The organism is Shewanella schlegeliana (genome assembly GCF_016765635.1).
Classification (GTDB): Bacteria; Pseudomonadota; Gammaproteobacteria; order Enterobacterales; family Shewanellaceae; genus Shewanella; species Shewanella schlegeliana.
Genome location: NZ_JAESVD010000007.1, coordinates 81,906 through 102,535 on the forward strand (window position 1 = coordinate 81,906; position 20,630 = coordinate 102,535).

Consider the following 20,630-nt stretch of genomic DNA (forward strand, 5'->3'; position numbering starts at 1 on the left):
ATTTTGGCAAATACCCTAATAACAGGTAAAACCTATGTTCACAGTCTAGCGGTTAATAGATAACACCGAATAATTACACTCCATTAACCTTATACCTTTGCAAGGCCAAAGACGATAGAAGTTGAGTGAATATAGGCAAATTTTTGCAAAAAAAACGGCTCCAAAGAGCCGATAATCACAAGCAAAGATTACACAAAAAAAGGGTAACGAATAAAAACCCGCACAGCACGTAGGAATACTGTGCGGGGGACACAAGCTACAAAATGCAGCCAAACTTTTATAAAATCGATTTTACTCCACTAGCATTTGATACCCTGGCTCTGTTAAGAAATCGACCAGTTCATCTGAAGTGGTGATCTGCTCTAGCAGCACCGCAGCCTGAGTAAAGCGACCATGAGTAAAGCGGTCAGGCCCCACTTCATCTTTCACATTGGCCAGCTCTTCCACCAGCATCTCTTTAAATAGCGATTGAGTAACCACTGGCCCAGAAGTTAATTGCTGACGATGCTTAATCCACTGCCAGATTGAAGTACGAGATATTTCAGCCGTTGCCGCATCTTCCATCAATCCGTAAATAGGAACACAGCCGTTGCCACCAATCCAAGACTCGATATATTGCAGTGCAATTCGTATATTGAGGCGCATGCCCGCTTCAGTGCACTCCCCCTTTGCGACTTCGAGTAACTCTCTGGCATGAATAGGAGCGTCAACATCGCGAGTGATGTGCAATTGATTTATATGATCTTCACCTATGTACTCGTTAAATATGGCCATCGCAGTATCGGCAAGTCCAGGGTGAGCGACCCAAGTCCCATCATGACCATTACGCGCTTCTAACTGCTTATCTTGCTTAACCTTATCTAACACTTGCTGGTTAACCTCTGCATCCTTAGAGGGGATAAAGGCCGCCATTCCTCCCATAGCTAAGGCACCACGCTTATGGCAGGTTTTAATCAACAAGCGAGAGTAAGCACTTAAGAATGGCTTATCCATGGTCACTGACTGTCTATCGGGCAATACTCTATCATTATGGTTATTTAGGGTTTTAATATAGCTAAAGATATAGTCCCAACGACCACAGTTCAGTGCAACTATGTTGGAGCGCAGCTCATACAAGATCTCATCCATCTCAAACACGGCCGGAAGTGTTTCAATTAAACAGGTGCACTTAATTGTGCCCGGCTGCAAGCAGAAACGCTCTTCAACGAAGGCAAATACTTTAGCCCACCACCTTGCTTCAAGATGACTCTCTAGCTTAGGTATGTAAAAGTAAGGACCACTGCCTTTACTCAATAATTTACGGTAGTTATTGTAAAAATATACGCAAAAATCGAACAACCCCGCGGGAATGGCAACACCACCAAACTGTACGTGCTGCTCTTGCATGTGAAGGCCGCGCACACGACAGATGAGGACTGCAGGGTTGTCGTTCAGTGAATAATGTTTGCCTGTTTCTGCGGTATAGCTAATATCACCGTTTACCGCATCACGCAGATTAATTTGACCTTGTACCACTTTGTGCCAACTTGGGGCCAAGGAATCTTCAAAATCTGCCATAAACACTTTGGCATTAGCATTAAGCGCATTGATCACCATCTTGCGATCCACAGGACCTGTGATCTCTACACGCCTATCTTGCAAGTCTTTTGGAATGCCGCGGATCTGCCAACCTCGCTGGCGTAGCGCTTTAGTTTCTTCTAGAAAATCGGGTAACTCACCCGAATCGAAGCGCTTTTGCTTAACCTGTCTATTGGCAAGTAAATGAGGTACCTCAGGGGCAAACTGCTTACATAAAGCTTTAAGTAAACACAGTGTGCCTTCGGTTAGCACCTGCTGCTGACCTGCAACAGTTGGCCCGTTAACCTGTAACTCTTGGCTCGACACCAATGTGTCAGAGCTCTCTAGTGCAGTTAATTGCTCTGTCATCTTCTATATCTCCTAAAACTTTTCCATATCCTTGATGACACCTAGCATTGACAGCATTCGGTCGTCAGTGTTCAAGCTTAGAGGGCTCAAAATATTCACATTGGTAGCGTCATCACTTTGAGCCTTCAAACTTACGACTTAGTTTTTATTGCTTAGCCTATATGAATTGGCCATATAACTAAGCTTGTTGCTGCTAAGCAACCTAAGTCTGCATCTGTTGATTTACAACAAAACCTACTGACTAAAAGTTTCAGTTGCAAGCCTGCAGCGTCTCAACCAATCCCGCTAAAGAGCACCTTAAACTGTGCAAACCCACAATCCAAAAGCAAATACAAGATCGACAAACAATTGATTATCAACGATAAAATTCAACCGCAAAATAATAACCGGTGTAAGAGCTAAGACTTGTAAGACAAATTGACCAGAGAAAGAGGAATAAAACTAAATTCGTTATTATCTTTCATGATGTTAACCTATCTTTCCAGAAAAAAGGTTATGCTAACAACACATCGATTTAGCACAACGTTTACGACTCACCTTGTGGTCAACCCAATAAATCATATAAAAACAAAAACTTAAAGCATGGTGGCATCAAGGTAAATTTAAACAGGTGTTTTAACCTAACGTTTACGTTAACGAAAGGTTAACTGTTTTTGGTGATTATCGATTTCTACATGATAAATATTGACTAACATCAGGAAAAACATTGGTTCAATCCAAAAAAATTTAAATTTCCCCTTAAAACACGTTACAACAGACTGGTGCCGATTAACGTAATTGAACTCGCTTAAGTAACAGACTCAATTGAACTAACTTAATTGAGCTAAGAAAAAGTGGGAATGAGTAGAGAGGTGATCAGTAGAGTAGAGAAGCTAAGGAACTGTTTAGGGGCTTAATAATTAGAGATTGAGAACAGGAATACGCTTAACGCCTTAGGTGAAGTCGTTAGCTTAATATAATGGAATGACTAATATCGACTATTGTTAGCAGCTTAACTCTGGCTAGACTCTTACCTAACTTAAGCCTAGCTAAGTATTAATTAAATATCAGTGAGCGCTGAGTCTCATCGCTTTTGCACTGCAGCTCAAGCTCTGGAGTATATAATGTTACCCTGTTGCGACCCGAATGCTTCGATGCATAAAGTGCAATATCAGCGCGCTTTAACACAGGATCCAAACTAAGATCCTCTCGGTTATTACTCGATACACCAAAGCTCGCAGTAATATTAAATAGATGACCCGAGTACTTAGTATCGATTGCCTCTATCGCATCCTTACAGCGCTCTGCGATCTTTAGTGCTGTTTGCTCGCATGAATAGGGCAGAAATAGCGCAAACTCTTCCCCTCCCATGCGAGTCAGAATATCGCTGTCACGAATAAGTGGTTTAATCACCGACACCACATGTTTTAACGTCCAGTCACCTGTTGCATGACCAAAGCTATCATTGATGTTTTTAAATAGATCTAAGTCAAGCACGACCACAGAAAAATGTGCTTTACGCATGCAGACCTGTACGAACTCATTTTCGGCAAAATCCTGCCCAGCACCACGGTTATAAACACCTGTTAATCTGTCTGTTAATGCCAGTTTGCGGTAACGCAACTTCTGCCTATGGCTGTACAGCAAAAATAGCGACAGGAAGATCACGCTGCCCACTAACATGGTCATAATCATGACATCATTAGTACGATCGGCTTGGTCTAACTCTTTCTGAGCTTCAACTAACTGCCGTTCCTGATTGAGTAAGGCAATCTCGCGCGCCTGCTCTTGGTGCTTAAACTTGGCCATCTGATAGGCATTAGCCTTGGCTTTGGTGTCATCGTGGATCAAATTTGTATAGTACTGGTGTGATTCAAGGTAATCATAGGCAAGCTGATACTGTTTTAACTCAAAGTAACGCTGCGACAGCACTTTAGCGGCAATCGCTTTATATACGATGTGACTGGGGTCATCACTCAAGTCCATCACCTTATTGGCAAACTCTTCAGCTTGGGAATACTGACTTAATCGAAAGTTGGTCTTAGCTAATAAGGCATAAACACTTGTTATCTCGGTTTTATAACTAAATTTTTTGTATCCTGCTAGAGCATTATTTAGGAGTCTATTTGCATTTTCAAAATCATCTGTTTTTATGGCTATTTCAGCTAAACCTTTTTCAGCTACAAAACCGAATAGAGGGAGTTCATTGTTATCACAGAAATTCTTACTCTGATTAAATCCCTCTTTAGCATCCGAATACTTAAATTCACTATAATCAGCGTAAGCTGATAATATTAAAGAAAAACAGTAAAGTTTAGCATTGGTTCCCTTAGCGAATAAAAGTGCTTGAGAGCTATATTTCCTAAGCTCTTCATTAGCATCTAAATTTAAAGCTAGGTTACTCAACCGAACATATGCACCTGCTTTCGTTTCAATATCGTGAATACTGCTAATTTTTTCTAAATACTTAGCCATCAGATCAAACGCTTCAGTGTACTGGCGTAAAGCAATTAAATTTGCAGTTTGATACTGATAAATACTTATTAATAGTTCATCGGTAACCTTATACTTCTGAACCTGTAGTAATAATTCTTTAGAAGACCAATAATCTCCTTTATAACTCTTTTGTATAGCCTGATATACCATCAGGCTCGCTTGCTGTTGTTCAGTTAACTCCTCCCATGAAGAGAGCAGATTATCAATCAAGCTCTCAACCTTTTCCGGAGAAGAATTAAATGACTTGTCAATTATAGACAACTCGTCATCGTAGTTAGCCCTGCTCTCCAGCGCATAAACTGGATGCATTAAAGCAATAACAAAGCATAAAACTACGATTCGCTTCATACGATGATTACTTATCGAAAGAGTGAATCAAAACTAACGACCTATAATTCTTACTACCAGATAGTGAATGAATTTGCTTTTCATCACCCGACATCACCGCTTGGATTTCATCATCACTTAGACCATTGGCCTGCATCACACCTTGAGGATCTTGCTTATACTCCTCTAGCAATTTGGCATCTGAACCTAACTTCTCAAAAAACTCATTAAATTTTGACATTTTTATTCCCTTAAATTAAATGAAACACGTTATCGCTTTGTGAGCCTAGTTATATCAACCTAGTTATATCAACCTAGCTCTTCTGCGGTGATCCCAAGTTTAGCCAATATCTCATGGTTAAACTCAAGCTCCCGCGAAGGTGGAATGAGCAAAGTGGTGATAGCTGAAAGCTGCGCAAACGGCAGTTGCTTCAGGGCTATCCTCTCTATTCTTGGAGACTGAGTCGGCAAATTCGGCGCCTCATAGAGCACAATTTCATGTTCAAGCGGGTACCACTCACTAAGTTGCTCCACAAGCACCTGTAATCTGTCAGATGAGGTGTGAAATTCAGTTAAGGTGTGCTCACCGGCAATGCCTATTTGCCACAGTAAAAGGTGGGTTGTTGGATCAGGTGTATGCTTATAGAACATAAACTGGCTGGCTTCGAAGCTTTGATGACCAGAAGCACCTGGATCTATGCCAACATCGGCCCATAAACAGGCCTCGGCAGAAATCCCCGGTTCCATTTGTGCTTGGTAGCCCTCTTCTCTTGCTTGAGCAATAGCAAAATGCGAGACACAAGCAAACACCCCTGGGTGACCATATAACGCACAGACGACTTTTTTTCCTAGACGCACTTGCACCAAAATAGCGGCTACCATCTGCTCATAGGTCTCGCGGCGGTTTTTAACTTCGCCCTGTTGAGCATAATAGGGCTGAAGACTGCGCACATCGTCATTGAGTGACTCAAGCCAATGCTGGGCAAATCCATCTGGTACCAGTGAGAACACCACATCGGCATGCTCTATGTAGCTCTTACTCAATACGCTAATCTGCCCAGCCAAATTGAGCCCGGTGCCAACACAAACCAAAGTTCCCTTTTCTATTGCCATCTACTCTATGCCTATCTATGCAAATTGTATTGTTGCGATTAGTTCGCTACTTAATCAATACAAAATAATTGTTAAATTAGCACAACAATTACGCAACTTAAACTAAAAATAGACTGACACGTCTCATTAGCATGAGCCCCATAATTAGGTTTCAGTTAAAGCTGCTTTATCAGCAACATAAATTGCATGATTTGACGACTACGGCAAACTAGTTTTATCTAAAGGCAAACGATAAAACGGAGTGCTTAAGCGCTAGAATTACCATATAAAATGAACTTCTTAAGCATTTTTGACTCCATATACTCACAGATTGGGGTTTAAGCTTAAATCCACCATATAAAGTAAAGTACTCTGCCCAGAGCACGCCTTAATGCAATAGCCCTTGTCATAAGGGGGAGTGCTTGGGTATTATGACCGACAGATTTTTATGAAGTAGCGCATTCAATGACAATTAAAAAGAAAAGTCTTACCCTTTTGGGCGCTGCTGCGCTCTCGTTATCACTTAGTGGCTGTGGTGTTTTTGACTGGTTGATCTATAAACCAGATATCCCTCAGGGTAACTATATGGAAAAACAGCAAGTCGAAAAGTTGCGCATAGACATGACCAAAGAGCAGGTCGAATACGTGCTTGGACGTCCGGTTTTACGCGACAGTTTTTCTGACGACACCTGGTATTACGTCTACCACTATAAGAGTGGCCGTGATGCGAGTATCATCCATAAAGAACTTATTATTAACTTTAATGGCGATAAGCTGGTCGAAGTGAAAGGCGATTATGAGCTAAGCCCAGAGTTTAGTACGCCACTCGAAGAGAGTAAGTTACCCGAGATCAACACCCCAGAAGCGGATCCTTTGATCCCAGAGCAACGCCCTCAGGCTGAGCCATTAGTTGAAGAGAAAGAGACTCAACCTGAGACACTTTCTGAAAAGTTTGAATAACTTTAATCAACTAACACTGACATAAATACAAAAATGGCGACTCCCTCTTTTGGGCATCGCCATTTTTTATCACTGCTTTTATTAACGCTACTGAAGTTAATTAAAGCTTACTACCCGTCTTTTTATTGACCCGGCCTTCATCTTTGGCCTTTTCCGCCCGCTTACGGCGCACATCTTTAGGATCGGCAATCAATGGACGATAGATCTCGACTCTCTGCCCCGGTTGTAACACTTCATCATGTTTAACTAAGCGGCTAAAGATCCCTAACTTGACGTTATCGAGGTCAATCTCTGGGAAGTAAAGCTGCATATCACTTAATCTAACCGCCTCAATACAGGTGGTTCCCGGCGTGACATTCACCTTAATCAGCTTCTGCTGCTTGGGCAGTGCATAGATCACTTCAACTAAGAATGGGGTTAGTTCGTTACTCATTGATATATCACCTTCGCGCGGCTGGTAAATGCGGTCACCATTGACGCCATCAGCTCTTTGAATACTTTACCAAAGGCAAGATCTGCAATAGAGCTTGAGAACTCAAAACTCAGCTCAAACTCCACCTTGCAGGCATCTTCGGCCAGTTCGGTAAACGTCCACTCGCCAACTAGCTCTTTAAATGGGCCGTTCTCTAACTGTAACTGAATACTCTTACCAGGAATAACCTGATTACGTGTGGTAAAAGTTTTACTGATCCCCGCTTTTGCCACATCCACCGAGGCGACCATGGTTTTTCCATCAAATTCTAGGACCTTGCCCCCCACACAACCGGGCAAGAACTCTTTATAAGACTCAACATCGTTGACTAGGTCATACATCTGCATCGCGCTGAAGCGAACTAATACACTGCGAGAAATTTGCGGCATCTGACGATTGGTACTCAGTAATTAAACACGAAGCGTCGATTTTAACATGAACACAAAAAAACGCATCTTTGATACTGCAGCAGTCTCTTGAGCGCCTAAAAAGCAGACAAACTCTCTCAGCAAAGAGATAAAACTTGCAATAAATTGATTTGCCCAATTCCATATTTGTTTAGCGCGAGTATAATGGCTGCCTATGGCTAAGAATAATGCAAAGAAATCAAAGAACCCACCAGCGACGATAGCACGTAATAAACGCGCGACTTTCGACTACAAATTTGAAGAGAAATTTGAAGCTGGCTTGTCCTTAATGGGCTGGGAAGTAAAAGCAATTCGTGTGGGTAAAGTAAACCTATCTGAGAGCTATGTGTTCCTAAGAAATGGTGAAGCTTACCTATTTGGTTGCACTATCACTCCACTTAATACTGCATCAACACATGTGGTATGTGACCCTATGCGTGACCGTAAGTTACTACTTAACCGTCGCGAATTGGATAAGTTACAAGGCTTAGTGGATCGTCAAGGCTATTCTATCGTACCTATCTCTATGTACTGGCGAAAAGGTGCATGGGTCAAAATTGAAATTGGCCTAGGTAAAGGTAAGAAAGAGCACGATAAGCGCGATGACACCAAAGAGCGCGAATGGAAGATTGAAAAATCACGTACGATGAAAAAAGCCGTTCAACAATAAGTTACAACGGTTAAAACGTACGGATAACGAACAATCGATTTAACTTGTACTATTTATCCTTGTTTATAGGGGAATACACGGGTTACAATCAGTTTGTACTTGGGGGCGATTCTGGATTCGACAAGATTCACGAAACCCTAGGAGCATGCCGAGGGGCGGTTGGCCTCGTAAAAAGCCGCACAGTTATAGTTGCAAACGACGATAACTACGCTCTAGCAGCTTAGGCTAGCTAGCCATCTTGCTCACGTTTATCAAATGGGCAGAGTATATAGATGGTCACCTTTACATTTGATAGCGAGGGAACCTTGTTCAGGGGTGAACCGCGAAACAGTACTGGACTCGCCAATTGCAATCCTGTCTTTCGGAGTGTACTTGGTTAACCAAAAGAGAGACTAAGCATGTAGTGCCGAGGATGTAGGCTTTTTGGACGCGGGTTCGAGCCCCGCCGCCTCCACCAAATATAGAAAATGGCGGTAACTCATTGAGTTATCGCCATTTTTTTCATTTGCACATCAGTGGATAGGCTATTTGTACTAAAAAATGGTACTAAATATGCGCTATTTAACCCTTTCAAAATCTGGAACTTGGTACTTTAGATACCAATTACCATCACACTCCAGAGCACTCTTTGATGGACGTAGAGAGATTAAGCGCTCCCTAAAAACCTCATCAAGAGACCAAGCCAAAATCCTTGCTTTGCAACTAGAACTAGATATCCGAAAAACAATGGCGACAGGCATCGTCACCACGGCTAAGCTCCCTATTCTTCAACCAGAATACACTCCGATTAATATTGCAAGAGACACCAAGCTAACTTGTCCATACTCCGCTCTAGATAAATTTTATCACTATAAAATTGATCATATTTCACCAAAAACCGCTGATAGCCTTAAATCAAAGTGCAAAACAGTCCTTGATCTAATAGGCAAAACCTCAATTAGGCAAATCAGGCGAACAGAAGCTGAGACAGCAAAGCAGCAGCTTCATTACTACCCTACCAACGTAAAAAAGCATTTTGAGTTCCAATTATTAAATGTCACCGAAGTGATCGAGTTAAATGAAAAGCTTGGCAAAGAGACATTGAGTGAAGAGAGCATCAAAAATTACGTTCACGCAACTTCATCTTTTTTTGAATGGTGTTTACAGAACGAAATAACAGACGTAAATCCGTTCAAAGCGATCCGCTTTAGAAAAAACACAAGAGATTCAGATGCGAAAAATGCTTATACACCTGATGATTTGCTGAAAATTTTTTCACATCCAATTTTCGTAAACAACGCTCACCGTCATCCTCACTACTATTGGCTGCCTTTGCTAGCCAAATTCACTGGAGCTAGAATGAATGAGCTATGTCAGCTTTATACAGACAACATAGTCCACATTGATAACACCTGGTGTATTTCGATTGAAGCTACACGGGCAGATCAAAGACTCAAAAACCCCCACAGCCGCAGAATCGTTCCTATTCATGGTGAGCTGATCCGTCTTGGCTTTATTGACTATGTTGGCTCAATAGCCTCAGAACGTCTGTTTCCTGAATTGAAAAATAGTCGAGACGGCTATGGAACAGCAGCATCAAAATGGTATGGGCGGTTCAAATCAGCTTTAAATTTTGATAGAGGCCATGATTTCCACTCTTTTCGCCATACAGTTGCTACAGAATTAAAAAACTCATTAGTCAGTTCAGAGGTTGCATCAGCCATTTTAGGTCACTTATCAAACAGTATTTCTTACGATAGATATGGAAAGGGGTTTTCTATTGAAATTCTCAAAAATGCTATTGAAAAGATCCCTACAGGCGCCCTAGTGAGGGTAAAAACTTATAGCTCCCATCCCATAACCTCCCCTCTTCGTTGACGATTCCCGTCTATCAACGAAGAGCAAGACCCACAATGTGAAAACCAACCGATATACCATCTCCTTCTTACGAGACCACTATCACAAATTAAAATGAATTTAGAACTTTTAAAAATTATTTTTCGTTCGCTGAAAGGAGTACTAGAGCCGCCAGCAGCAATATAGAGCCTTAAATTCAACGCCTTACTAGAAGACAATGCAGATTTCGAGTAAAAAATATACAAGTAAAAATTACTTGCACCACGAATTTATATGTGGTAAAGGGGGTGAGATCTAGTGCTATGATTCAGCCACTCAACAACAGTATGAACATAATTAACTAAATGATTAAATATTTCATTTCCATATTTTCTTTGATTATCTCATGGATTTTTTTACAGAATGACCACAAAAAACTAATACCAAGAAGCAAAAAAAACAAAAGGAAAAAAAATTGCTATCAGCTACGAGATGAGTTTATAAAATCCAAAATATGCTTTGGTAAAATAACAAAAAAAACAGCAGATGATTATTACTACATAATAACTTTAATTTTAGATTTATTTGGTCATCCAGATCTTAATGAGATGGATAGAGAAAATGCAGAAATAATTAGAAATGCTTTACGACAATACCCAAAGAACAAGTCAAAATATAAAGAGTTTAACTCTTTAGTTGGTTTTGATGTTATATATAAAAACATTGAATTAAAAAAGGAAACATTAAGCCCTAGAAGCATTAGGAAAATAATTAATGCGTTCTCTGGTTTTTCTGAATGGTGTGTTAGTCACGAGCATATTAACAAAAACTACTTTTATAAATTACAGACTCTTCCCCCTAGGCATGATGATGTACGTTACGAGTTCAGCGATGAGCAATTATCATTAATATTTAAAATGGAACAATATATAAAGGAAGAGTTTAAACATCCATATTATTACTGGCTCCCTTTACTATTAAGGTTCACTGGTGCACGGCTAAATGAATTATGTCAACTCTTGAAGGGGGATATTGTATTAAAAGACGGGATTTACTGCATAGAAATTAGAGAACAACTTCAAGAACAGAGTGTTAAGAATAAGAGTTCCACGCGAACGGTTCCGCTTCACAAAGCGATAATTGAAAGAGGATTCATTAATTTTGTTGAGCAATGTAACTCAGATAGAGTTTTCCCAGAGCTTCCATTAGTCAGGGGGTACTACTCACATAATGCCTCAAAATGGTTTTCAAGGCGAAGAGAAAAACTTGGTCTTTCCAAAGGGCTTGATGCTCACTCTTTCAGGCATAGCTTTGTAAATGAACTTAAACAGAAAGGGATTAAAATTGAAATAATTAAATGCATTGTAGGACATTCAAATAACTGTATCACCCTTGATATTTATGGAAAACAGTATCCGCCAAAAACATTAATAAAAGTGATCAACAATATAAGTGATTCGCATGTAAAACATATAAAACCATACAATATCTAATAAGAAACAAAATAAGTTACAGTCAAAAAGACAAATAACATCACCAAACTGAGACAATATATAAATATGAATTATTTTAAAAATTTATTCCCGAATAGTAAAAAATCAAACAAAGATGAAGTAAATAAAAATGAAGCACCGGTTTTAAAAGACAAAATTTTTGAAATTAATCATGTTACAAAGATCCGCCCAGTATTAGACCCGCTTGGCTTACCGGGGTTGATTGGGGATATCTCTCACTTATTGAGTAGTGGTAGTGAAGCAAGCGAAGAGTTTATAGCAGCGCATTCATTAATCAGAATCTCTATTTCTATACCTCGTGGCTACATTACACTACCATACGGTGCAACCTTTACTGAACCACGCCTAAACGCAATTTTCGTCCAATCAACGGGCGGAGGAAAAGGGGTCAGTGAAAAACAAACCAATGCAATATTTAACCTAGCTGGGGAGCTAAACAATACTGAACAACCTATAGCACTCCATGCTCGTATCCATTCAGGCGGTCTATCAACAGGTGAGGGTATCTCGTACGAGTTGAGAGATGATAGTACTGATAGCAAGGGGAATTTCATTCAAGGTCAGAACGATAAAAGACTTATTGTCGTTGAGGCTGAGTTTGCTAATCTTCTAGCAAAATGTAACCAAAAAACTAGTATCCTTAGCGGTATCATAAGAAAATTATTTGATGGCGAATCACTCGAACCTCTGACTAAAACAGACAGAACTAGCTGTACAGATCCTCATGTAGGTATTCTGGGACATATTACAGCCACAGAACTAGTCTCTAGGTTAGATGACACATCTATATATAATGGGTTTCTTAATAGATTCACTATTTGTTGTGGTATGCCACAGGAATTACAACCGTTCCCTAAAATTCCTTGTCCAGATAAAATGGCTGAGCTGGCTAAAAAACTTAATGATGTACTAATTTGGGTAAATCAGGAAAAACGAGTTTTAGGTATGAGTGATTGTTACAGAGAGCTTTGGGAGGATAAATACGCATATCTAAAACAATTGGGAGCTAAAGATTCTATCGAACAGTCACTGTTAACAAGAGCACCGCATTATGCAACAATGTACGCAATGCTTTTTGCTGTGTTAGATAAATCTAATGTTATTAATTCTTCACATCTTACCTCAGCATTAGCTTGGATAGAATATTGGCATCAATCAATAATTTATATTTTTGATACTGAAAAAGATAAAATAAATGCTAATGAGAAATCTAAAATAGCTAATGATGTATTGCAATCAATAGAGAATCTAATCAAACAAAATAATGGCCAACCAACTGACAGAACGCCACTGCAAAAAGCAGTTGGAAAAAAATATAACTCTCAGCAGGTTTCTGATGCGCTTCAGTCATTACAAGAAATGCCAAAACCCCCAATAAAAATTACTGTTCACGCTCACAATCGACAAGTAATTTCATTAACCAAAAACATATAACTTCCAATCTGCTTAAACTACTCAAACTAACTAGTTTGAGTAGTTTACCCCTTGAGTATAAAACAATGCATCTAGCTATTCACAGTCATAATTTGGCATAGCCCTCACTACTTGCTTAGCTAATATACCAACTATAATTGCTGCCGTTTTTTTCTTGTTAACTACAATTTCATTTACTGTCTTAGTCGTTAATTCTAAATAGCACTTCCCTGTGGATGCATTTTCTAAAGCTTCAGCCTGAAGATATAACCCAACCATTTTCTTAACCCATATAGATTTTGATGATTTCCTTTCCGAATCAGTCTCATCAATAAATTTTGATTTAATACACAATTCAAAAACAAGGTCTTCTACCGTAGTAAACTGACAGTTCTCTATACTGTAAGCAAGTGAGATCAACGAATCATTATTAGTGTTATTCATAGTTTTTATTTAATGATACAAAATTACCTTGCAACAACAAAATATTACTTCTAATTTAAAATATTATCCTAATAAGCTAATTTCTTAATTGTTTTTTAGGGGTAGTCAAGAAGGGGGAACCCATTATTGCAAGTGGTCAAAATAAGAACGAAGTGGTTGACCTATCTTGAAATACAGGTAGATATGGTATGTTAAGTAGAGTTGTTTGCAATTTAAGCATGTTGTTTTTATTCTTAAATAAAAACAACATGCTTAAAAACTGGACGGTAACGACTCAAGCAGTAAAGAACGGTAGCGATGGCGTAATAACGCGTGAGCGTTATCTCCTATCGCACAAACATCCTAATCATAAACATACAGAAAAGCTGATTTCTATAATTGGGAACACTAGCACCTCTCAGCGCATAGCGATCACTGGAGAGCGATTTAGACTACTCCAGCAACTAAATAACACTCGTGGTGGACGACCATTATCGAGCTACGCAATGGAGTTTTGTCTAACACTGCCCAAAGGGCATCGCCCAACCCCAAAACAATGGCATTCAATTACTAGCGACTGTTGCCTACAGTTAGCTAAACTACTCAAACTGACATTAGAAGAGCGTGAGCAGTATAAAACTCAGATCCGAGCAGTATTACACCAACAGCCACAAACTGGTCGAACTGGTACTGGTGATCACTTACATCTAATTATTGGTAAAGTAGTTGGTAATCGAGTGCTAAAACAATTACAACAAAAACAGGCCACAAGGCTAATCAAGTCGGCATTTAACGCGGCAGTATTAAAACATATTGGTATAGACCATCGCGAGTACAAACCCTATGAATTAGAGCGAGGCAAACGGCTAGAAATGTGGAAATACCAGCACCAGAAAGCGCAAGACAGTCTTTGGATTCAAAAACTAATCACTAAGCTACAAAAGCAGGCTGATAAATGGTTTCAAGCATTGGATATTAATGATGATAGACAGCAAAAGCGACAATGGAACCGCATACTAAAATCTTTTGAAGAACTATCAAACTGCTCATTATCTGAAGAGCAACAAGGGCAAATAAGCAACTTGAAAGTTAAAGTAGGTATTCACTAGTATACTTAGCCATAGAGTACTCTGGAAACACATAGTTAATATGGTTTTGAGAAAAGCTAGTCCTCTAAATAGTTAAAGTCTAGAAAGCCTCTTTCGAGGCTTTTTATTAGATAGTTACTGTAGTTTCAATCGGTATTTCAAGTTCAATTAAATTTTCAATTTCATTATAAATATCGAGATTATTACTTGAGCTTTCGATAGACACTATTAAGCTATACTTCGCGACACTAGATTGTCGATTCTCTGTTCGCAGTTCTTTCCACCATCCCGCCACAGGGTATACTGCCAAAAATTTTTTCTCAGCAAGTTCCCTACCTGTCCCCTCCCATATATCGCTATGGATTGAGCCGTGGCTACGAAGTTTCTGTCCTAATAACCACTTTGATGAGTCACTATCAGTTCTTGGTGTATCAGGGTTATCTATACGGTATTGTTGGTTAATACGATACGAGAATTCATCCTGATCTTCTTCAGCTGAGTTGAGTTCAAATCTTAATCCATGCGAGCAATATTTATACTTATTACTCCATCCTCGTTCACCAGGGTTTGGCTCAATGAAATATGACAACGTAACTCTAAGTTTAACAACTTCATTCTCCAACTTGGAAAGTTCATTGGACGGCCAAGGTAAAGCATAAAGAGCCATTTCATTTAATTTTCCATCGGAAGTATATGGTTGGATACTATCCTCAATAACCAAGTTCACATTTCGGTCTCCACTACTTAACGCCTTTGTTAAATTTGGATAACCATATCCGCCTAGGCGCAAAAGAGACTCAACGTCCGGTTTAGTTCTTAGAGGAGCAAATCGAGATAGCAATTTCTCTGGCCACTCAGCACTATGAATTACGAGTCCTCGAATAGTTTCAGGAGAGTAATCTGGATACTTTGCCCAAACTTTGGATATAAAGTGGCTAGCAAGTGCAGTTGCCGCGGAGGTTTCTCCAAAATATGTAAGATAATCCCCATTCGAAAAATCATGTGATGTCGTTAGTATGCTTAAATCTTCAAATTCAGATGTAAATTCACTACCGGTATCATAACCGAAGTTCCCACCTTCGAAGATAACTTCGGGTTTTAAAGGTGAACCTCTATGCCATGAATGACTTGAGGTTGATGTTGGGCCAATATCAGTCAGCTCTGCAAATAATTCATAACCACTTTGATTCAGTAAACCCTCACTGCACCAGTAGCCAACAGTCAATGCATTATAAGCATTTGCAGGGTCTTGAACGCTTGAGTTCTGGTTAGTCGTTGGTATGTCACGCGCTGAGTTTAGTATAAAGTTACCAGCAGAAACAACAAAGAGACGAGTAGTTGGATCATCCGGCGTTTCTGATGCTAATTCATCTATAGTCGCTGACCAACTTGATGGTGCGCCTAAAAGAGTATAATCAGCAGTAACTGCTAATGTATAAATTCTCTTGTCAGATGGAGACATTGAATCTACAGAGTAAACAACATGGCTTGTAATTAAACCATAAAGTTCCGGATCATTTACATTTATACCAGAGATAATTTTACCTGATTCAACTTTACCTGTTATCTCAACTTCCATATTGGTCAACTGGTGTTTTAAATCTCCATAAATAGAGGTTCCAGCCATCCACGTTCCATGACCAAGTTGATCTCCAGCACTCCAGCTAGGGTCATATTGAACCTGAACTTCTGAGTCTGAAATTGGTGATAACAAAGGGTGTCCAATATTAACGCCACTATCAAGGATACAAATAGGGACAGCATTTGGTGAACGCGTTAGTGTTAACCCTTCGCTCCAAGCTCGTTGCTCTGAAGGTGACATATTAATATATTCAGAACAGACCGTTGTTGCAGGTCTTACTTCAACGATCAAATTTGTTAACACTTGAAAAGTGTTCAACTGTTCTAACGATGCCGAAACTAATTTTACCAAACGATCTTTAAATGTTATTCGACCATTCCTAATTGTTAAGTTTGAAATGTTTGCCGCGGTAGCTAACTTTACTTCAATGTCATCAAAGTCTAAGTTTTTAGATGTAAACCAAAGCTCATAGGTTCGTACTTCACTTTCATCAGGAATTGGATCATTACTGAACCAAAGATCTCTAATGGAAGTGCTCCTGATTTCTGATATAGATTCGATCAAAGGCTTATTTTTAGCGTTACCAGACGAAGTGTTCTCATGTCCGTATTGATTAATTGTATTGCTAAAACGTTCGATTCTCTCAAGTGGAATGGCTACATTTGCAGTGCAAAGGCCATCGACAGTGTTAACTGACAGTAACTCTATGTTGTTGTTATCTAAAGATTCAATCTTTAAACGATTTGGATTAGCAGCGCTCTCTGATATTGAGAGCAAGACAGTGTTGGGTACATCTCTAGCTTCAAGTCGTGATTGAGCGAACGCAATATTGTTTCGCCCAACAGATACGGCGCGATCAAATGAAGCTCTTATGCTACTAAAGTGTTCTGCTCTATCGATGTTTGTATCTCTGGTACGGACTACCATCGGAATGGAACGATAACTAAGTAGGGACTTAGAAGGGGAGATCTTAAAATGTTTCTTCATTTAACCTAGCCTAGGTAATTGTTAGTTTTGATATGACCTACGTTCCATCAATAAAGATACCAATAGCTCTTGTTCTACAGTTTTAACATTATTGATAAGCGAGTATTTTATTGCATCATCACAACTTTTTCTTATTTCTGCATAACTTAATCCTTGCGCGGCCTCTACAATAACCTCAGTGTTTACAACATTAAGTTTAAAAGATATAAATCTAGATTCTATCAATTCAATAATCGAAAGTTCTGTTGGTCTATCATATTCAATTACATCGTCGAACCGACGATAAAGAGCATGGTCTAAAATCTCTTTATGGTTCGTTGCAGATATGATTAAACTATCGGATTCATGCTCGTCTAAAAGCTGTAAAAATGTATTTAAGACCCTACGAATCTCACCAACATCATTAGTAACACTTCTTTTGGTACCTATTGAATCGAATTCATCAAACAGATAAACACCTTTATGTGAATTTATGTATTCAAAAATACTTCTTAGCTTTGCGGAAGTTTCACCCATAAACTTGGTCATAAGTGAATCCATTCGTACAGTAAAGAGCGGAAGGTGTAGTTCATGAGCAATGACACTTGCAGACATCGTCTTTCCAGTTCCCGGTGGGCCATATAACAACAGGTGTCTACGAGGAACTAAACCATACTGACGAATTTTAGTTGAATTTCGGTTTTCATCTAAAAAGCGGATCAACTTTCCTTCTATGTCACTAGAAAGAATCATGTTTTTAAATGTTAGCGTAGGATGACTTACCGAAAACAGCTCGTTAGCCCTAGCTAAATCGATTCTTGACGAGTTGGAAGATAACACTTCAGGGACTAAAGAAGCTGGAGAGCTAAAAGTTAATTTTGCATTATCCACCAGATTCCGTAACTCTTCAGCAACTTTGGTATGGCCTATTTTTGCTTCGTGCGCAGCTATTTGTAAAACAACCGATAAAAATCTCTTTTCATCTTTCTTTATAAAATGCCTTACGAGCTGTTTGATTTGATTTGCGCTTGCCATGATAATTCCCAAAGCTAGGTTTCATCGTATTATAAGCAACTCTAATCAAATTCTCTTCAACTAAACCAAAAATTTTTAAATAAGATGTTGAATCACTTTAAATAAACATGAACTTTAGCTGAACCATAGCGATTAATCACCTCTATTTTCCTCAAAAAGCACTTCTTAATCAAAAAATTAGAGCCACACAGCTCTAATTCAAAATACCGGAAAACAGATAGTTACTACGAACAGCTCACTTCGTAGTTCCTCTATTCTACTTAATTTGCCATTACCCCGTGGGTTCGGTTCCCGCTTAGGGTCTCGAACCCGAGTCGAGCTTTAATGAGTTCTCTGGCTGTTTTTCTTCTGTCTATATTGGTTCTAGCTCACTAAACAAATACAATAACTGGCTGTAAAAACAGCAGCTTAACCAAATACTAGAAATATCTCAAGAATCACCGTACCGTCTATTATGGAAACAATAAAACCAAGTTAGTAACCAGAGAACATCTGGTAAGCAAGTGTAATTTAAAGAACTTGTTAATGATATTTAGCTGTACTAAAATCTTGTACTAACAGAGCAAAACAACAATCTCAAGTAGCTTTAAGCTGTTGATGACAAATGATTTATATGAGTTTGGTGGTGTGCCCCGCCGCCTCCACCAACACAAGGTTAGCAATAACCTTCAAAGGCCGCTAAATCCTAACCAGGTGGATTTAGCGGCTTTTTTGTATCTGAAATTTTTGTATCTACAGTCTCGAACCTTTGTTTGCTCCTGTTCATCAGCATTTAGTTCTACAGTCAAAATCTCCCCTAACTTAATCAGCCACTAACCTTAAATAAGTTTATGTAGCGGATTTATCAAACTGCCATCCAACTAATACTTCTTAATTTTCAGTAACTAAAGATTGTACAAAATCAAAGAATAATGATATTCCTTATAAGCTTACTAAATTGTTATGGATAGCAATATTTACCTTAAATACAGTAACATAAAACTCCTTAACCGCAGGGGAGTCGTCAAGCCTCACTATTCGTCGTATTAATGTTAAAGACTTCTAAACAGATACGAACTTAAGTGTATATACCACATCAAGCGTTGAAAGAATTGGGAGACTAATTATGAAAGCTTTTGAGATTTGTTTTACTGGTTTTAATGCTGTTGAGCTAAACGAATTAGAGACATTAGGTGAATTAGTAGGTCTATCGGTCAAGAAAAAAATAACCACTGGCCTCCATATTTTATGTGCTGGTGATAACGCTGACCCCAGCAAAATAGATAAATCCCGCGAGTGTGGCTCGGTCATTATCGACAAACCCCAATTTGTGCACTTTGCTTATACTGGTGAACTTCCACAAACTACAGTCGAACAAATACTAGCTCTCGTTGAATCCAGAACTTCCATTAAACCTAAGCAGCAAAAAACTAATGCTCTCCTTTTAAACAAGGATGCCCAGCCATACGGTCACTTTAATCAAGCGGCTAATATCGAAAAAGCAATTTCTTCACTACAAGGCATTTTGTTGGGGATCACTGCTGATAGCAAACTTAAGCCAGCCGAATATGCCTTCCTCGATTTGTGGTTACGAACTCATTGGGAAGTTTCAGATGATCCAGATATAGTTGATATTGTCGATGTGCTAAATGATGTGTTAGAGGACGGCGTTATTGATGGAGATGAATATGAAGATTTGCTCTCTTTAATAAATGACGTAAATGATATTCACGGATTCATTGAACCAAATAGTCATAACCAAATAAACCAATTGCTTGGCATGCTTCAAGGCATATCTGCAGATGATGACGTCAACGAAAAAGAAATTGATGCGCTAGCCGTTTGGCTAGATGAAAACCATCAAATCCTAGATAAGTGGCCTGCGAGTGTCGTTACATCGAAGCTTTGTGATATTTTTGAAGATGGCATTATCACCGAGGATGAAAAGAAAGACTTGTTGCTAACAGTGCAAAAAATCACGGGCAGTCGTTTCTGTGAAACTGGTGATGTAACAGACAACACTACCGAGTGCTTTGACGATATAAGTGAAATCCCACACGATAATATTGGTTTTTGTTTCACTGGAAAGTTTAAATCTGGTAGCCGCAAAACAGTTGAATCTAAAGCTCAAAGCCTTGGAGCCATAACAAGTAAAGATGTCCTGCTCTCCACCCAGTTTTTGGTGATAGGTACCCTTGCTAGCCGCGATTGGAAATATCTAAGCCATGGCAGAAAAATTGAAAAGGCTATGTCACTGAAAGAGAAAGGGCATGAGATTTATATCATTTCAGAAGAACAATGGTTAGCGGCTATCTGAATAGTAAAAAAGTTAACTGGGAATCAAGAACATCAGCAGATGCTGTTATTGCAGCAGTGATAGCAAAAGAACCAAAAATATTTTAGTTGACCACCGCAATAACAGTGCCGGTAATTTTATCACTCTAAAAGTGTCCTAGGTTAGAGGGAAATACCCTTGCTAATGGCAA

General features: G+C 39.2%; 16 protein-coding genes and 1 other RNA gene. 8 read left to right on the forward strand and 9 right to left on the reverse strand.

Translation table 11 applies throughout. The features are described 5' to 3' along the window. Nucleotides 1-291 precede the first annotated feature (291 nt). The 4 genes from aceB to JMA39_RS13305 all read right to left on the reverse strand — a co-directional run bounded on the left by aceB (nucleotide 292) and on the right by JMA39_RS13305 (nucleotide 5,841). Nucleotides 292-1,926: a malate synthase A gene (aceB, locus tag JMA39_RS13290; RefSeq protein WP_202722353.1), complete on the reverse strand. Its 1,635-nt coding sequence runs from the start codon at nucleotides 1,924-1,926 to the stop codon at nucleotides 292-294. Nucleotides 1,927-2,961: 1,035 nt separating this feature from the next. Beyond that, on the reverse strand, nucleotides 2,962-4,611 hold the full coding sequence (locus tag JMA39_RS13295) for a tetratricopeptide repeat-containing diguanylate cyclase (RefSeq protein WP_237732826.1): 1,650 nt from the start codon (nucleotides 4,609-4,611) through the stop codon (nucleotides 2,962-2,964). 145 nt (nucleotides 4,612-4,756) lie between these two features. After that, on the reverse strand, nucleotides 4,757-4,969 hold the full coding sequence (locus tag JMA39_RS13300; protein WP_202722355.1) for a hypothetical protein: 213 nt from the start codon (nucleotides 4,967-4,969) through the stop codon (nucleotides 4,757-4,759). A gap of 68 nt (nucleotides 4,970-5,037) precedes the next feature. After that, nucleotides 5,038-5,841 (reverse strand): SAM-dependent methyltransferase, encoded by an 804-nt coding sequence (locus tag JMA39_RS13305; RefSeq protein ID WP_202722356.1) that lies wholly within the window; start codon nucleotides 5,839-5,841, stop codon nucleotides 5,038-5,040. A gap of 444 nt (nucleotides 5,842-6,285) precedes the next feature. On the opposite strand from JMA39_RS13305, the gene JMA39_RS13310 reads away from it, so the two are divergent. Further along, nucleotides 6,286-6,780, forward strand: coding sequence for an outer membrane protein assembly factor BamE (locus tag JMA39_RS13310; RefSeq protein WP_202722357.1), 495 nt, complete (start codon nucleotides 6,286-6,288; stop codon nucleotides 6,778-6,780). 100 nt (nucleotides 6,781-6,880) lie between these two features. Here JMA39_RS13310 and JMA39_RS13315 read toward each other — a convergent pair whose 3' ends face one another. Together JMA39_RS13315 and JMA39_RS13320 are read right to left on the reverse strand one after the other, a co-directional pair. Then, nucleotides 6,881-7,213, reverse strand: coding sequence for an RnfH family protein (locus tag JMA39_RS13315; protein ID WP_202722358.1), 333 nt, complete (start codon nucleotides 7,211-7,213; stop codon nucleotides 6,881-6,883). Beyond that, a complete protein-coding gene (locus JMA39_RS13320; protein WP_202722359.1) occupies nucleotides 7,210-7,641 on the reverse strand; it encodes an SRPBCC family protein in 432 nt (143 codons plus the stop codon). The genes JMA39_RS13315 and JMA39_RS13320 overlap by 4 nt, the downstream gene beginning before the upstream one ends. A gap of 193 nt (nucleotides 7,642-7,834) precedes the next feature. Between JMA39_RS13320 and smpB the strand changes: the two genes are divergently transcribed. The 5 genes from smpB to JMA39_RS13345 all read left to right on the forward strand — a co-directional run bounded on the left by smpB (nucleotide 7,835) and on the right by JMA39_RS13345 (nucleotide 13,092). Next, nucleotides 7,835-8,329 carry an SsrA-binding protein SmpB gene (smpB, locus tag JMA39_RS13325; RefSeq protein ID WP_202722360.1) on the forward strand — a complete coding sequence of 165 codons (495 nt, stop codon included), beginning with the start codon at nucleotides 7,835-7,837 and terminating at the stop codon, nucleotides 8,327-8,329. A 101-nt stretch (nucleotides 8,330-8,430) separates the two neighbouring features. Next, nucleotides 8,431-8,786: a transfer-messenger RNA gene (gene ssrA / locus JMA39_RS13330) on the forward strand. 95 nt (nucleotides 8,787-8,881) lie between these two features. Continuing rightward, complete coding sequence (locus JMA39_RS13335) at nucleotides 8,882-10,186, forward strand: site-specific integrase (RefSeq protein WP_202722361.1); 1,305 nt, start codon at nucleotides 8,882-8,884, stop codon at nucleotides 10,184-10,186. A 323-nt stretch (nucleotides 10,187-10,509) separates the two neighbouring features. Then, a complete protein-coding gene (locus tag JMA39_RS13340; RefSeq protein WP_202722362.1) occupies nucleotides 10,510-11,637 on the forward strand; it encodes a site-specific integrase in 1,128 nt (375 codons plus the stop codon). A 66-nt stretch (nucleotides 11,638-11,703) separates the two neighbouring features. Further along, nucleotides 11,704-13,092: a YfjI family protein gene (locus JMA39_RS13345; RefSeq protein WP_202722363.1), complete on the forward strand. Its 1,389-nt coding sequence runs from the start codon at nucleotides 11,704-11,706 to the stop codon at nucleotides 13,090-13,092. Between the two features lie 75 nt (nucleotides 13,093-13,167). Here JMA39_RS13345 and JMA39_RS13350 read toward each other — a convergent pair whose 3' ends face one another. Continuing rightward, on the reverse strand, nucleotides 13,168-13,515 hold the full coding sequence (locus JMA39_RS13350) for a hypothetical protein (protein WP_202722364.1): 348 nt from the start codon (nucleotides 13,513-13,515) through the stop codon (nucleotides 13,168-13,170). Between the two features lie 218 nt (nucleotides 13,516-13,733). Here JMA39_RS13350 and JMA39_RS13355 point away from each other — a divergent pair, with 218 nt between their 5' ends. After that, nucleotides 13,734-14,603 (forward strand): hypothetical protein, encoded by an 870-nt coding sequence (locus JMA39_RS13355; RefSeq protein ID WP_237732827.1) that lies wholly within the window; start codon nucleotides 13,734-13,736, stop codon nucleotides 14,601-14,603. Between the two features lie 106 nt (nucleotides 14,604-14,709). Here the strand turns inward: JMA39_RS13355 and JMA39_RS13360 are convergent, their stop codons facing one another. Then, nucleotides 14,710-17,151, reverse strand: a complete 2,442-nt coding sequence (locus tag JMA39_RS13360; RefSeq protein WP_202722365.1) for a S8 family peptidase — start codon at nucleotides 17,149-17,151, stop codon at nucleotides 14,710-14,712. A 21-nt stretch (nucleotides 17,152-17,172) separates the two neighbouring features. Further along, nucleotides 17,173-18,165, reverse strand: coding sequence for an AAA family ATPase (locus JMA39_RS13365; RefSeq protein WP_202722366.1), 993 nt, complete (start codon nucleotides 18,163-18,165; stop codon nucleotides 17,173-17,175). A gap of 1,105 nt (nucleotides 18,166-19,270) precedes the next feature. Between JMA39_RS13365 and JMA39_RS13370 the strand changes: the two genes are divergently transcribed. Continuing rightward, complete coding sequence (locus JMA39_RS13370; protein WP_202722367.1) at nucleotides 19,271-20,461, forward strand: BRCT domain-containing protein; 1,191 nt, start codon at nucleotides 19,271-19,273, stop codon at nucleotides 20,459-20,461. The last annotated feature ends 169 nt before the right edge of the window (nucleotides 20,462-20,630 follow it).